Source organism: Pseudomonas sp. AK181 (assembly GCF_051122975.1).
Lineage (GTDB): Bacteria > Pseudomonadota > Gammaproteobacteria > Pseudomonadales > Pseudomonadaceae > Aquipseudomonas > Aquipseudomonas lactis.
The window spans coordinates 4,146,328-4,160,505 of record NZ_CP146348.1 but is presented as its reverse complement, the minus strand read 5'-3'; the positions used below and the strand labels follow the sequence as shown (position 1 = coordinate 4,160,505).

The following is a 14,178-nucleotide window of genomic DNA, read 5'->3' as shown; positions in this document are numbered from 1 at the left end:
GCGCTTATTCTCCAGGGTTGATCAATGATCTCAACGTATGGTCCTCCCACACGCCAGCAATCTTCAGATAGGCTCGCGCATATCCTTCCTTCTCAAACCCCAGCGACTCCAGAAGGCGTTCACTTCGCACGTTGCGGGGTAAATGATTGGCCATGATCCGATGAAGACCCAACTGCTCAAAGCAGTGACGGTTAGTGACCTGAAGTGTTCTTTTCATCAGGCCACGGCCTTGGGCAGATTCCGCCAGCGAGAAGCCGAGATGACAGGCCTGAAAAACGCCCCTCACAATGTTCGTGTAGTTACACCGCGCTAGAACCTCTCCGCTCTCAGGTTCAAGCAAGAGGAAACACAGAGCGTTGCCAGCTTGCATATTGTTGACCTGCTGCTCCACCCTGGCCTTGGCGTTGCCAGTGGTGAAATATTCCTCATCCCTGAGCGGCTCGCAAGGTTGCAGATGCCTGCGATTGACCCGTTCGTAACGGCTGACCCTCTCGAAATCGTCGCCCCACAATGGCCGAAGGCAATAACCCTCAACGCAATACTCCATAAACCCCTCCAGATTTACCAATGGCCCCATCTGACTGCGTAGCCGCAAAGAATAGCGCCGCTGCGCGTAAAGCGACCCCTTTCAAGGCAAACAGGTCTACCATGCCAGCCCCGGCAGTGGTTCCACGCGCTCCCGAACTCCATTTTTCAAGGTAGCGATAATGTCCATCGACCAGATCTCCCTCCCCAAAGGCGTCGGCCCTCACGCCGCCAAGCTGCTTGACGCCATTACTGGCGCCTCCACCCATGAAGAACTCAACCGTGCTGGCGGTAAAGCCGAGGGTTTTGTGTTGGGGCTGGAGGCCACCAAGGCGATCAAGAGCCAAATTGCAGAGTCGCTGTATGTGGCGTATGACGACGCGGCGAGCAATCGAGCTGGTGAACTGAAGGGCTAGTGCCAGTCAGCCCATGGTTCCGGAATGAGCGCCAATCGCTGGAATAGGCTGACGAACATAATAATTGTCGAATTCACTGCTTTCGATGAACTGAAAGCCGTGGCGGGTATAAAAGCGATTCGAAGCGCTTTCTTTGAGAGCCCCCACTCTAATGGGAAGCGTAGCCGCATCCGCCTCTTTGAAAATCTGGGTAAGAACAGCAGACCCAACCCCTGACCCTTGCGCGCTCGGCCTTACATACAAGTGATCGAGCGCGAGTTCATTGTGGTGATGTTTGACCACGACGAAACCCACCCTCTCTCCAGCTGCCTCGATGTAGCGTGTGCTGCCAGCTTCAAAGCCGCTAAGAAACCGCTCGCGCGCACGGACCGGATCAAATCGCCCGACACGCTCCAGACTTTCGCGCATGGCCTCAATTCGAATGGCTACAAGATTATCCAAATCGCTTTGTTGAACTGGGACCAAAATGAAGGGGGAATTTTGATTGGGGGTGACGGGCATATTGGGTGCTCTAGCTACCATCCTGGGAGCTCAGTATAGAGAGCCTGATACTGATGAAGCGACCCGCATGGTATGTTCACGGCATACATGGAGTAACGGACCCAGGAAGGAAATTGCCATGCCAGTGGACACCCACCCAATCCGCATTCTCTCGCAACGCCTGAGCATCGAGCCCTTCTGCGAGCAAGACGCTGTTGAGTCTTTCGCTTGTATCACACCGTCTTTGACTCGCTACATGTCCTGGGAACCGCCTGCCTCGCTGGAAGAGTACGCGCAAGTCTGGGGGCGGTGGCTGCCTGCGATAGCGGATGGCAGCGACATTGTGTTTACGGTCAGGGAGCGGGTAGGTGCTCGTTTTATCGGCTTGGTCGGGCTGCACCATACCGGCAGTGAATCGCCGGAGCTGGGGATCTGGATCCGTGAAGATAAACACGGGCTGGGGTTTGGTGGTGAAGCGTTGCTGGCGGTTGTTCAGTGGGCTAGCCAGTGGGTGGTGGCAAAGCACTTTATCTACCCTGTTGCGGCGCAGAATCGTGCGAGTCGGCGTATTGCGGAAGCTTTGGGGGGAGTTGTCATTGAGAGGCGGATGGCGGAGAAATATGAGTCGGTTGTATATCAGATACCAGGAGTTTAACTCTGGGGATCAGGTTGGTCGGAGGCCTGCTTTCGGCTGATTCTGTTGAAAAAGTCGGACGCGGTTCTCAGGGCAGAAAAGTAAGCGCGTGAGATTGAAATCTTAAATGGTCGCACAGGTATTCTGGACAGAGATTTCACCCAGCCGCGCGAAAAACAGGCTCCTACAACGATCAGATTCCGGGCAATCCGGGAGAACCGACTTTTTCAACAGAATCGGCTAAAAGCTGACACTCCGTTTGTCTGTGAAACGAGCGGCGATCAAAAGGAGTATTGACTAGGATGTCATTGAGCCAGTACAAAGGCGTGGCAGTCAGCTCTTTTTATAAATTCAACCGTGAAAAGGAAATCAAAATGGCCGACGCTCAAGTAACGTGCATTAACAAACCTAATGTAAATAGTTCCCATGAACACATCACTCATTTAGGCAATCCTGCAAATCAATGGCGCTGGACTCGGGAGCAAGTAATTGCCAGTATTGATGCTGGTACAAATACCTTCTATGTGATAGATCCGGTGAGTGGTGCCCGTGCAGATATTGGTGTCGTACGCGAATCTGGTCGTGCTCCCTATTTACGTACTTATGCAGATAGGCAGTGGAATAATAACTTGTTGTCGCTCAATCAGTGCCCCATCTAATTAAACACTGAGTTTCCACTGGATTTTTTGATATTTTTGATTGAGAGCTTTTGGCCGAAAGCCAACGATCGCCAACGGCACAGATCAGCCAGAAGCTGCCGGTGGCGACGGACAGAAAACGGCCAGAAGCCGTCATCGTAAAACGATTACGGACTGCTTAGTCATCAGAGTCCGTGGACACAGGGCGCCAGTTATTGCCAGCGCCCGTTGAGAGGCCGCCATCGGGACTCGTAGAAAGTCCGCTGCTAGGCGCTGTGAGAGGCCTCCACCTAGAGCGGGAAAGGGGACGGATTTCATCTAGGGAAAATAAATCTGTCCCCTTTTTTCCTTTTTTCCTTTTTTCGTATACAACTGCGAATACAACGCAAAAAGCGCACGATCTAGTTAGATAAAACCCTTCGCCGATTTTTTTGAGTAGAACGATCGCTTTTGGCTAATTACTGTCCGCTACCAGGACTTCAAACGAGCCATTTTTTGTGATATTGGCAAACACCTCAGCATCTTCGATTGGAAGCTTAATACAATGGACCTGAACGACGCGGCTACAGTTCTGGAATACGCAACAAAACGTATCAAACCTAGCAAAGACACTATTTTGGTCGTAGGAACAGGGATGAGCCTTGGGTTGACCGAAGGTAGATACCCTCAGTTAGCCTGGATTGGTCTGATTCGTGCCGGGTTCCGCTACGCTATCGAGATCGGAAAAATCTCAGAGGATAAGGTCACAACCTGGCTCGCTCATTTGGACGGTTCGCCGACTACCAGCGAAATCCTGCATGTGGCGGGCTTCTTATCAAGTCGCCTGAGTGACGATGATGGTTTCGATTACACAACTTGGCTGAAAAAAGAATTTAGTGAAGTTAACATTCATAACCAAGCGCTCGCTAACACTGTCAAGTCTTTGTCGGAGGCCGGCGTAAAAATTTGCACCCTCAACTATGACTCACTGCTAGAGAGCGCCACTAATCTATCTCCCGTCTATATGACTGATCCAGACGAGGTCATCGAGTGGTTCAAAGGCGAGCGTAGAGGCATACTTCATCTGCATGGCCACTGGAAGAAGCCCGATACATGCATTCTGAGCAGCCAGGACTATCAAACCACGATACAAAGCAGTACGCGAAATTTCTTCCAGCAGCACCTGACAGTATTTGAAAATCTAGTATTCGTAGGTTGTGGCGGTACGTTTGAAGACCCCAACTTCGACAAAACACTGACTTGGCTTAGAGAAGAGCTAAAAACGACTAAGCATTCAACTTACGCACTTGTCAGGGACTGCGAAATCGGCGCACGTAAAGCTGACGTGGCGTGGAAGAATATCGTAGAACCAATTAGTTTCGGTAAAGATCATTCGCTTCTCGGCCCATTTCTTGATGGACTGTTCCACCAGGTAACTAGTCAGACCTCGGAAGCGTACCCTGACCTCCGAGGCAATACCGCCATCCAAAGCGTGGAGCAAGGGCAAAAGACTACCGCTCTAGATGGAATTCACAGCCCGCTACCTCCTGCCCCACAGGCTCGTAGTGTCAGGCACGCCCAGTCGTTTCAGGCAGAGCAAATCCTGACTACTCACAAGCGTTTGTGGTTGGCAGCTGATTGGGGAATGGGAGAAGATGAATTTATTTCCGCACTGATCAAGCGGCTATCAACGAAGACTAATAAAGTCTATTCGGTAAACATCTGTAACTATTCCGACAAAGCATCTTTCTACAGTCAAATTGGAGAGCTTTTAGGTGCTTCGTTCGAGGCATTTTGTAGCACTTTATCGCTGGTAGACGAGGCGTACTTGTTGTTAAGAGACGTTCCGCTCGATACCTGCGACGATAAGGAAAAACTCCAAGCTGATCTGTTAAGTCTAACGGATATTTTAACTTCCTTTTGCCCGAGTCTCCGGGTTATTTTGACAAGTAGAAATCTGCCTACGTGGAGGAATGAGGCGGTAGAACTGACCGCTTTAGATGGTGCAGATACTAGGGCATACATCGAATCACACCCTATGTACCAAGGCGGCTTAGGCCACGACGACTTTACGCAACTTTACGAACATACCAACGGCGTTCCGCGAATTATTCAGGAAACCTTGGAAAAACTTGTCGTTGCTTCTTTGGAAGAGATTATTAATGAGCGAGGCAGTTCGCGCATAAATCTGACGGGACGATTAGGTGACTCCATCAAGGCACTGTCAACTGCGCAAGAAATCGAAAAACGCTATGCGTTCTCACTTCTCAAAAACTTGTCCGCATTTCCCTACGGCGAATACTTAGATAATATCAAGCGGGTCGATAAATCGAAGAAGTATTCGATTGATCATGTGGTCATCCTGCAACGTGAAGGCTTCATTTATGTTGAGGATCAAGACAGCTTCGGCCATACGGGCACTCGGGGATCAAAAAAACGACTCATCGTCACGCGCCCCGTGAGGCAATGGCTCGCCCAAGAGACAAAAGTCCAAGAAATATCGAAAATAAAAAATCAAGCCTACAAGCTCTATTTTGGTGACAACTGGGAGACTCAGGATCCCAAACTGCATCTCATCTTCAAGGCAAATGACATCACAGAAAAGTCGTCTGAGATCAACAATGCTAAATATTTTATCGTTGAAATCTTCGCTGAAGGCAAAACGATTGAAAGGTGGCGCACTGTTGGTATGGAACTGGCGTCGCAATTCTGCGCAACCGTGAGCAAAAAATCGTATCACAAAGTTGTACATGACATATATAGTGCACTGAGGTCGATGTTGGATAGCCGTGATAAGGATCAGCAGTATTGGTTCTTCATTTACCTATGCGCGCAGTCGATCCGGATGGTCGGGGATAAGACTACTAAGGACGAAGCCCTGCAGATGCTGCTGGACTGCCTGGATCATATTGATCAACCCAAGCAGGTAGGCTCGATTAAGCTGGAGATCGCGATGATTTATTCAGCGAGGAAGGATCATGCCAAAGCGCTTGAGTATGCCACTCAGGCACAAAAGCTAACCAAGGGCAGTCACGCGATGCATGCGGCCCACCTCGCGCTCAAACACAGTAAACTCGCCACCAAGGAATCTGATATTTCGAAGATCCAGGTGAAGGCGAAGACTAAAGCTCACACGCTGTACTCCAACATCGAGATAGATCGCGCTGATAAGTTAGATGAAACTCCCTCAAAAGTCGACATGCTCAAAGAGCTTGTTGAATACTGTCACCAGAACAAAGACCTGTACAACCAAATCCGTGCGACTCTTAGGTACGCCGATTCGCATCTGACTGTTCATGGTTCGCTCCATGCTAAGGACGTTTCTGCGCTCATCAGCATTTACCACCATCTACATCATGACAATTCGCCTTACCTTCATTCAAAATGCCATCGGATCCTTTGGGCAGCCTTTGAAGTAAACAATGACTACGTCAATCTGCTTCAGCTTTTCAAATACAGCTCACTCTACTGGCGTTTGCGTGACGAGCAAAAACCAGAGCTTGAAGCGATGAATAAATTTAAAGATCTTAATATGCCCGATACTATTCCCGAGCGTGATCCGGCGGTATCTTATTACTATGGAAGACTCGCGACTATCGTGCGCTAAGTATGTGCTGAAGTTAGCGATGCCGAACTCTCTCTGTAGTCGCGGGTACTCGGGAAAAGGGGACGGATTTATTTCTAGGAAAATAAAACTGTCCCCTTTTCCTTTAATTTAAGAAGTATATAGGTCTTGCTGTATGGTTAAGCGAAATCATAGGTGTGTGAGCAAATATTTATGAGTCATCGCTTCTGACCAAAAGCGGTTATCGCTATCGGAGTAGATACTTGGTTGGCGCGATTTGGGTAAGTCTCAATCGTCTGGCTATGCAATATTATGAATTTATGTATATAAGGTTGTTTATGCCAAGCAAGCAGTTTGAATGTTTAATGGTATTAGAGATTGAAAGGGTTGATGCACTTTTCAATGATCCCTCTACTAATAAAAGATGCAGAGTTGAATATCCGGAAATCGAATTTCCTGGGCTTGCAATTGTGGCATCTCGCGCCGTCGCTTTAAGGCGCGAAATCCTTGCTTGGCTGATTGCTCGGACGGTCATGAGCAATAGTTCCCTCAGTCAGTCTCAAGAAAGAATGTCGGTCCTTGTTGTGGCCAACCACAATCCAGCTGTACTACTGAGGCAACTGCTAGCGTTGGTTGGGAAAATAGAGTTCAGCACTGTCGATCAAGTAGCTTTTGAGGACGATGATTGGCCAAGATTGACGAGTGCCGTGAATCTCCTGGAAGGTCACGAAGGAATCGCAGATGAGGTCATCGATGGCGAGCCACCGTTTTTTCCTGATTCTGAAGCCAGGCTGAAATGGCGGAACGGACCTATCGGTCTTGGAGAACTGCTGAAGCTGATCAACACACAGGTCGCCGGCACTAGTGTGGTGGTTGAGAACTATCACCTGATCACTGACACACGAAATCATGCTGAAGCTCTGCGAGACCTCAGAAACATTGCAGCTGAAGCTGGGGTCTACCTTTATATTGGCGGCGGTATGACCCATTGGCATGAAGTTCGGGAGAGACGTACTGTATACCTATCTGATCTAGCAGAGTCCCTCTCTGAAGCGGTTAATGTCGCTGACCTCATCACGATTGCTTACCCTGATTTTAGCGGTGACCAAGTATGTGTGTTTGACCCTAGGTATAGCGCGCCACACAAAGAGCCTCTCTCGCTACCTAGCGTGTGGAGCTAACGGCTGCACGCAGTGCTCACTACTCGAATCTGGGCATCTGACTACTGGAAATGCCGCGCGTGGACTACATGCTTGCGTTATTAGGTAGCAGATCGTCGGCGGTAGTTTTCCTTCTATACATCTGGAGAACCCGCAACTCGGTGGAAATGCCAAGTACCTTCGCCGAGCGTGCTGCCCTTGCTAGGTCGGGCGTTCAAGACCTGCTGAATAGGTAGAGGTCAGCGTGCGCCAGGTTGATGTAGGTGTAGTTAACCGGGCCAGCATTTGAGGGTGAACGTATTAGGGGACGGTTTCGGTTTTCTCGAATTTTCCAACGCCCACACCTAGCCTATTTCGGCCCTTTTTAAGGGCCGCTTCTGATCGAGAGCAGACGTTGCTGTCGTCATCCAACCCACCCATCACACGCCCATCAAGCCAAATCGCCGAGTCGTTGTATGTGGCTTACAACGACGCGACGGGTTATCGACCTAACGAGCTGAAGAGCTAATCATCAGCCAGGGCAGGGCGCTTCGCGGTCCAGCAGTCTGGCGGTGAGGAGTACACCCAGTTCGCTCAGTTGGTGGATGGCGAGGGCGATGTCGCGGTGTTTGCCGTTGAGGTCTTCAGACAGGTCGAGCAGTAGGGTGCTGACGCTGGTGAAGGTTTCGTAGCTGTTGGTGATGAGGGTTTCGTTGCTGGTGTTGGGTGCGACGGTGAAGAGGGTGGTTGAATCGTTAACCATGGTTAAGTTCCTTGCTTGGGCCACTTCCCCATCGCTACTAAACAATAAGGGCGGTAGCTGTACGCAGGTTAGTAGACCGGTGGAACCTAACAAAACCGGCGCGTCCGAGGACGCCCTACGCACAGCCACCATCAAGCACAGACGGGAGCGTCTGATGGATGAAGCGTGTGCACTTGTTAGGTCTAAGGTGGGCTACTAAACCCGATCACTGAACAATTCAGCGACCAAGCCACCTTAGAGACGGCCACTCCAGCGCACAAGCCGGCGGATTCTGACGCAGGCGTAGGCAATGGAGCAAGGTGTGGCAGGGGAATCGGATTTTGCCTTCAGGCGCTGCGTGATCGTTTGGGGTTTTCGCGAGCAAGCTCGCTCCTACAGGAGTGTTCATCACCTCAAACGAAATTGTTAGCATTGAACGCGTTTCATATTGGGGGCTGGGATGGATGACACGATATGAGGTTCAACGGATCACACACCTTCCGCGCCAGATACAGGCGCTGGAAAAGGAAGCCGTTGGGGAGGGTTTCAGGTTCCTCACGCGTCTGATTAACGAATGGCAATCTGGAGCAAACCGCTTTGATGCACCCGGCGAGTGTCTGATGGCGGCCTATTTGAATCAGCAACTGATAGGCATCGGCGGTCTTTCAGTTGATCCCTATGCTGACAATAATGTGGCCAGACTGCGACGGGTGTACGTCGCAGCTTCGGCAAGGGGGCAACACGTCGGGCAGGCGCTGGTAAAGGCGCTTGTTGAACGTGCCGCTCTCAGGTTTCAGGTCGTGCGTCTTTTTACGGATACGGCTGAAGGAAGCGCCTTTTATGAGCGCTGTGGCTTCACGCGAACAGATGAGGCTCAGGCGACTCATATTATGCAGCTTGGCGGTTTCTGAGGCGGGTAGCTGCACCAGTGGACTGCGGAGTCGAGATGAACGTGTTTTTGCTTTGCAGCTATGAAGGGCGTATCGAGCGTGCCCAGCGCTATCGACACCCAGTCGGCGAATTCCCATTGAGACCGTGACCAGAACAATGTCGAGCCACAGTGTGTGCAAAATTCGCGCAACACCGCCTCTGAGGATGCATAGGTTTTGATGCTGTTGGCGCCGGAAAGTAGGCGTAGTGCGTTGCGGGGAACACTGCCGTAAGAAGCGAATGCTGCCCCGTGACTTTTGCGGCACTGGCGGCAATGGCAGTGGCTCACCGACTTGGGCGTGGCGGATAGCTCGTAAGTGACGGCTGCGCATAAGCAGCTTCCCTGATACACCGTTGTCATTCGCTTTTCCCGTCATGCGAAAAACGTCAGCGTAACCGTCCCGCTCTAGTCAGTCGACCTACCCATCAAACCCAACCGCCGAGTCGCTGTAGGTGGGTCACGACGACGCGGCGGTTTATCGGGGTAGCAAGTTGAAGGGCTAATCATTAGCCAGGGCAGGGCGCTTCGCGGTCCAGGAGTCTGGCGGTGAGGAGTACGCCCAGTTCGCTCAGTTGGTGGATGGCGAGGGCGATGTCGCGGTGTTTGCCGTTGAGGTCTTCGGACAGGTCGAGCAGGAGGGTGCTGACGCTGGTGAAGGTTTCGTAGCTGTTGGTGATGAGGCTTTCGTTGCTGGCGTTGGGGGTAACGTTGAAGAGGGCACTTGAATCTGCTTTCGACATGAGTAGACATCCTGAGTGATGCCACCACCTTTCCGCTACTAAACAGTGGGTGGCAGCTGTACGCAGGTTAGTAGACCGGTGGATATCTAAAGCCGGCGCGCCCGAAGACGCCCTACGCACAGCCACCATCAAGCACAGACGCACTGTCTGATTGGTGACGCTCATGCACTTATAGATACCCAAATTCAGGCTACTAAACCCGAATCACTGAACAATTCAGCGACCGAGCCACCTTAGAGACGGCCACCCCAGCGCACAAGCCGGCGGATTCTGACGCAGGCGTAGGCAATGGAGCAAGGTGCGGCGGGGGAATCGGATTTTGCCTTCAGGCGCTGCGTGATCGTTTGGGGTTTTCGCGAGCAAGCTCGCTCCTACAGAAGTGCCATATTCCGGTGTTATGGTTGGCGCTGACGATGGAGGATTGAACATGACATTGACGGTCGACACCTTGCTTGAATTGGCCATGGACAACCCTATCAATGCGCAAATCACCGCGCGCCTGCCGGAGCTTGGCGTGCAGCAGTGCATGCTCACGGCGGGCTGCCTGTTCCAGGCGGTGTGGAATCATCAGGCGAATCTGCCGGCGGCTCAGGGCGTGAAGGACTACGACGTTTTCTACTTTAATGAAGATGTGTCCTACGAGGCGGAGGATGCGGTGATTCGTCGGGCGCAGGCGTTATTCCAGGACCTGGGCGTGAACGTGGAGGTCAGGAATCAGGCGCGGGTACACCTTTGGTATGGGCAGCGGTTTGGCCGGCCCTATCCGCAGTTGCATACGGCCAGGCAGGGCGTTGATCGGTACCTGGTGGCGGGCACGTGCATTGCGCTGGAGATTGCCTCGGGCGAGGTGTATGCGCCTTATGGCTTGGAGGATGTGGAGCAGGGGGTGTTGCGGATCAACCCTTTGCATCCGGAGCCGGAGCTGTTTTTGCACAAGGCCAGGAGTTATCAGGCGCGCTGGCCGTGGCTCAAGATTGTAGCCCCAATACTGTAGGAGCGAGCTTGCTCGCGAAAAACGTCAACGATAACGCGTGCCTTCAGATTAAACGCGGCGCCTGTAAGTTTTTCGCGAGCAAGCTCGCTCCTACAGAAGTGCCGTGCCGAGTAGGCCGCAACTTATTACTACCAGCCATGGCGGCAGTTTCCACACCATCAACGCCACCAGTGCCAGCAACGCCAGTGCGAGGTCGTAGCCGTTGAAGATCGCGCTGGTCCAGACCGGCCGATACAGCGCTGCCAACAGCAGGCCGACCACCGCCGCATTGACGCCGGCCAGCGCCGCCTGGGTGCGTGGGCTTTTGCGCAGGCTGGCCCAGAAGGGCAGCGCGCCAAAGATCAGCAGAAACGACGGTGCGAAGATCGCCAGCAGGGCGATCACGCCGCCAAGCCAACCGCTCGGGGCGTGGCTCATGGAGGCGCCAAGGAACGCGGCGAAGGTGAACAGCGGGCCGGGCACGGCTTGGGTGGCGCCGTAGCCGGCCAGGAACACGTCGTTGCTCACCCATTGGCTGGGCACTACTTCGGCTTGCAGCAATGGCAACACCACGTGGCCGCCGCCGAATACCAGTGAGCCGGTGCGGTAGAAGGCGTCTACCAGTGCCAACGTGGGGTTGGACACCCAGCCGGCGAGGATCGGCAAGCCCATCAGCAACAGCACAAACAGCATCAACCACAAGGCGCCAGCACGGCGGCTGATGGCGATGGGCAGGGCGTCGGGTTCGGCACGGGTCTCGGGCTTGAACAACAGCAGGCCGGCCACGCCTGCGGCGATCATGACCCCGACTTGAGCCCAGGCGGAGGGGGCCAGCAGCACCACGCCTGCGGCAATCAACATCAACGCCACCCGCAAGGCGCCTCGGCACAGGTTGCGCGCCATGCCCCACACGGCTTGGGCCACCACGGCCACGGCGACAACTTTGAGGCCATGCAGCGCGCCGTTGGGCAGGGCGCTGCCGTAGTGGGCCAGCCCCAGGGCAAACAGGATCAGGGCGATGGCCGACGGCAAGGTGAACCCGGCCCAGGCCGCCACGGCGCCGCCATAACCCGCCCGTGAAAGGCCCAGCGCGATGCCGACCTGGCTGCTGGCCGGGCCGGGCAGGAATTGGCACAGGGCAACCAGTTCGGCGTAGCTGCGCTCGCTCAGCCACTGGCGCCGAATGACGAACGCTTCGCGAAAATAACCCAGGTGCGCGATCGGGCCGCCAAAGGAGGTGAGGCCCAGGCGCAGGAAGATCAGAAATACTGACCAGGGGCTGCTACGGTGATCGGCGATAGGGGGCAAGGGATGCCTCGGGGCGAGCTGTTCAATCCAGCGCAGATCGATAGGTTTTCAGAACCTTAACCATTTTTTATGACGCGTAGAAGAGGCTGCCCGCATGTCATTTTTGCGCCCCACATTGAATTTATGGGCGGTAGTTTGAGTCACTGAAAGCAGAGCGTTGTTTTCCACCCACTCGACCTCAAGGACCGACCATGACTTTCTTCATCTTCCTGCTCGCCTGCGCCGCTGCCGCCAGTACCGGGGTGATCTTCAAACCGGGCGCCTGGTACGAATCCCTGGTCAAGCCCAGTTTCACGCCACCCAATTGGCTGTTCCCAGTGGCCTGGACGATCATCTACCTGCTGCTGGCCTGGGCCGGTTACCGCTTGACCCTGATCCCTGGCAGCGAAATGGTGTTGGCCCTGTGGGCAGCGCAGATTGCGTTGAACACGCTGTGGACGCCGGTATTTTTCGGTGCCCATCGGTTGCTCGCAGGGATGGTGATTATCGTGCTGCTGTGGCTGACCGTAGCAGCGATGGTGCTGCTGGCCGTGCGCCTGGACCTGATTACCGGCCTGATCCTGTTCCCGTACCTGGTGTGGCTGTGCGTGGCCGCGGCGTTGAACTTCTCGATCCTGCGTAATAACCGCTGATGGCCTACCAGCATTGGCCCGCCAGCGAGCCCGAACTGGCACAGATGCGCCGCTTCAATCAGAAACTGGCGTGGACGCCGCGGTTCAAGATCCGCAACCGCGTCACGCCGCGCCTGATCCAGGCACTGCTGCGCGCCAGCCAGACGTTCAAAAAGGCGCCTGTGGTGGAGCTGAAAAAGGTAGGCACGGTGCCCGTGCGCATCCTGCGCCCCAGCGGCAAGCCCAAAGGCGTGGTGTTGGATATCCACGGCGGTGGCTGGGTGATCGGCAATGCGCAAATGGATGACGACCTGAACCTCGGCATGGTCAACGCCTGTGACGTCGCGGTGGTGTCGGTGGATTACCGGCTGGCGGTCGATACACCGATTGAGGGGCTGCTGGATGATTGCCTGGTGGCGGCGCGTTGGCTGTTGGCCGACTGCCCGGAGTTTGCCGGCTTGCCGGTGATTTTTGTCGGTGAGTCGGCCGGCGGGCATTTGGCGGCGGCCACTTTGTTGGCGCTCAAGCAATGGCCCGAGTTGCTGCAACGGGTGAGCGGGGCGGTGCTGTATTACGGCGTCTACGACTTGACCGGCACACCGAGCGTGCGCACGGCTGGGCCGGACACCTTGCTGCTGGACGGGCCAGGCATGGTCGACGCGCTGCGCCTGCTGACGCCGGGGCTCAGCGACGAAGCGCGCCAGCAGCCGCTGTTGTCGCCCTTGTATGGGGACTTTGAAGGGTTGCCACCTGCGCTGATGTTTGTGGGCGAGTTGGACCCGCTCAAGGATGACACCCTGCTGATCGCCGAGCGATGGGCGGGCGTTGAGGCGCATCTGCTGCCGGAGGCGGCCCATGGCTTTATTCATTTTCCGGTGGCGATGGCCGACAGGGTGTTGGTGTACAGCCGCCAGTGGATAACAGGTCGAATCCTTGGCAATGGGCGTTAGCATTCGGGCGGTAAAAGCCGCTGATATTCCCGAGGTGCTGAGCTTCGCTTTGCAGGCTCGCGATGAGCTGTTTCCAACGCTCAGCACAACCGGAACCCCCCATGATCTGGCGCAGTTCGAAGCCGTTTACCTTCAGGGTGGCGGGCAGTTTTTGATTGCCCGCGCCGACGGCCAAATCGTAGCCGCGGTGGGGTATCGGCCTTATGACGGTCGCTTTCCCCAGTTGGACTATCAGGGTAGCAAGACAGTGGAAGTGGTGCGCCTGTATGTGCGCCCGGCGTTCCGTCGCTTGGGCCTGGCGGGCCGGTTATACCGCTCATTGGAGGCGCTGGCGCGGGAGGCGGGTGTGGCAGTGGTTTACCTGCACACCCATCCGTTTCTGCCGGGTGCGATTGATTTCTGGCGGCGGCAGGGCTTCGAGGTGGTAGATGTCGAGGCAGACCCTGTCTGGCACACAACCCATATGCACCGACTTCTGTAGGAGCGAGCTCGCTCGCGAAAAACGTCAACGATAACGCGTATTTCCTGGATGAACGCGGCGCCTGTG

At 54.4% G+C, this 14,178-nt stretch carries 16 protein-coding genes; 10 read left to right on the top strand and 6 right to left on the bottom strand.

Going from position 1 to position 14,178, the window contains the following annotated elements:
- Positions 1-4: 4 nt before the first annotated feature.
- Positions 5-547, bottom strand: coding sequence for a GNAT family N-acetyltransferase (locus tag V8689_RS18960; protein ID WP_056785874.1), 543 nt, complete (start codon positions 545-547; stop codon positions 5-7).
- Positions 548-707: 160 nt separating this feature from the next.
- On the opposite strand from V8689_RS18960, the gene V8689_RS18955 reads away from it, so the two are divergent.
- Complete coding sequence (locus tag V8689_RS18955; RefSeq protein WP_003192651.1) at positions 708-941, top strand: hypothetical protein; 234 nt, start codon at positions 708-710, stop codon at positions 939-941.
- Positions 942-947: 6 nt separating this feature from the next.
- Here V8689_RS18955 and V8689_RS18950 read toward each other — a convergent pair whose 3' ends face one another.
- Positions 948-1,442: a GNAT family N-acetyltransferase gene (locus V8689_RS18950; protein ID WP_056785871.1), complete on the bottom strand. Its 495-nt coding sequence runs from the start codon at positions 1,440-1,442 to the stop codon at positions 948-950.
- 118 nt (positions 1,443-1,560) lie between these two features.
- On the opposite strand from V8689_RS18950, the gene V8689_RS18945 reads away from it, so the two are divergent.
- From V8689_RS18945 to V8689_RS18930, 4 genes are all read left to right on the top strand, one after another.
- The gene (locus V8689_RS18945) at positions 1,561-2,076 is read left to right on the top strand and encodes a GNAT family N-acetyltransferase (RefSeq protein ID WP_434520582.1); all 516 of its coding nucleotides are present in this window, start codon (positions 1,561-1,563) and stop codon (positions 2,074-2,076) included.
- Positions 2,077-2,357: 281 nt separating this feature from the next.
- The gene (locus V8689_RS18940) at positions 2,358-2,714 is read left to right on the top strand and encodes a DUF3892 domain-containing protein (protein ID WP_196492830.1); all 357 of its coding nucleotides are present in this window, start codon (positions 2,358-2,360) and stop codon (positions 2,712-2,714) included.
- 523 nt (positions 2,715-3,237) lie between these two features.
- Positions 3,238-6,279 carry an SIR2 family NAD-dependent protein deacylase gene (locus V8689_RS18935; protein ID WP_056785865.1) on the top strand — a complete coding sequence of 1,014 codons (3,042 nt, stop codon included), beginning with the start codon at positions 3,238-3,240 and terminating at the stop codon, positions 6,277-6,279.
- A gap of 221 nt (positions 6,280-6,500) precedes the next feature.
- On the top strand, positions 6,501-7,418 hold the full coding sequence (locus V8689_RS18930) for a hypothetical protein (RefSeq protein ID WP_223816950.1): 918 nt from the start codon (positions 6,501-6,503) through the stop codon (positions 7,416-7,418).
- A 490-nt stretch (positions 7,419-7,908) separates the two neighbouring features.
- On the opposite strand, the gene V8689_RS18925 is transcribed toward V8689_RS18930, so the two are convergent.
- Positions 7,909-8,139: a DUF6124 family protein gene (locus V8689_RS18925; RefSeq protein ID WP_056785863.1), complete on the bottom strand. Its 231-nt coding sequence runs from the start codon at positions 8,137-8,139 to the stop codon at positions 7,909-7,911.
- A 443-nt stretch (positions 8,140-8,582) separates the two neighbouring features.
- On the opposite strand from V8689_RS18925, the gene V8689_RS18920 reads away from it, so the two are divergent.
- The gene (locus tag V8689_RS18920) at positions 8,583-9,029 is read left to right on the top strand and encodes a GNAT family N-acetyltransferase (RefSeq protein WP_056785859.1); all 447 of its coding nucleotides are present in this window, start codon (positions 8,583-8,585) and stop codon (positions 9,027-9,029) included.
- On the opposite strand, the gene V8689_RS18915 is transcribed toward V8689_RS18920, so the two are convergent.
- The gene (locus V8689_RS18915) at positions 9,002-9,409 is read right to left on the bottom strand and encodes a GFA family protein (protein WP_081089314.1); all 408 of its coding nucleotides are present in this window, start codon (positions 9,407-9,409) and stop codon (positions 9,002-9,004) included. The genes V8689_RS18920 and V8689_RS18915 overlap by 28 nt on opposite strands.
- A gap of 146 nt (positions 9,410-9,555) precedes the next feature.
- The gene (locus tag V8689_RS18910) at positions 9,556-9,789 is read right to left on the bottom strand and encodes a DUF6124 family protein (protein ID WP_056785858.1); all 234 of its coding nucleotides are present in this window, start codon (positions 9,787-9,789) and stop codon (positions 9,556-9,558) included.
- A gap of 427 nt (positions 9,790-10,216) precedes the next feature.
- Here V8689_RS18910 and V8689_RS18905 point away from each other — a divergent pair, with 427 nt between their 5' ends.
- Positions 10,217-10,783, top strand: a complete 567-nt coding sequence (locus tag V8689_RS18905) for a nucleotidyltransferase family protein (RefSeq protein WP_056785855.1) — start codon at positions 10,217-10,219, stop codon at positions 10,781-10,783.
- Positions 10,784-10,873: 90 nt separating this feature from the next.
- Here V8689_RS18905 and chrA read toward each other — a convergent pair whose 3' ends face one another.
- Entirely contained in the window at positions 10,874-12,070 is a 1,197-nt protein-coding gene (chrA, locus tag V8689_RS18900; RefSeq protein ID WP_056785852.1) for a chromate efflux transporter, read from the bottom strand.
- A 191-nt stretch (positions 12,071-12,261) separates the two neighbouring features.
- Here chrA and tspO point away from each other — a divergent pair, with 191 nt between their 5' ends.
- Genes tspO through V8689_RS18885 form a run of 3 tightly spaced genes read left to right on the top strand, consistent with a single transcriptional unit; the run spans position 12,262 to position 14,112 of the window.
- Positions 12,262-12,702 (top strand): tryptophan-rich sensory protein TspO, encoded by a 441-nt coding sequence (tspO, locus tag V8689_RS18895; protein WP_032896119.1) that lies wholly within the window; start codon positions 12,262-12,264, stop codon positions 12,700-12,702.
- Positions 12,702-13,631 (top strand): alpha/beta hydrolase, encoded by a 930-nt coding sequence (locus tag V8689_RS18890; RefSeq protein ID WP_056785849.1) that lies wholly within the window; start codon positions 12,702-12,704, stop codon positions 13,629-13,631. The genes tspO and V8689_RS18890 overlap by 1 nt, the downstream gene beginning before the upstream one ends.
- Positions 13,621-14,112 carry a GNAT family N-acetyltransferase gene (locus tag V8689_RS18885; protein WP_056785847.1) on the top strand — a complete coding sequence of 164 codons (492 nt, stop codon included), beginning with the start codon at positions 13,621-13,623 and terminating at the stop codon, positions 14,110-14,112. The genes V8689_RS18890 and V8689_RS18885 overlap by 11 nt, the downstream gene beginning before the upstream one ends.
- Positions 14,113-14,178: the final 66 nt, after the last annotated feature.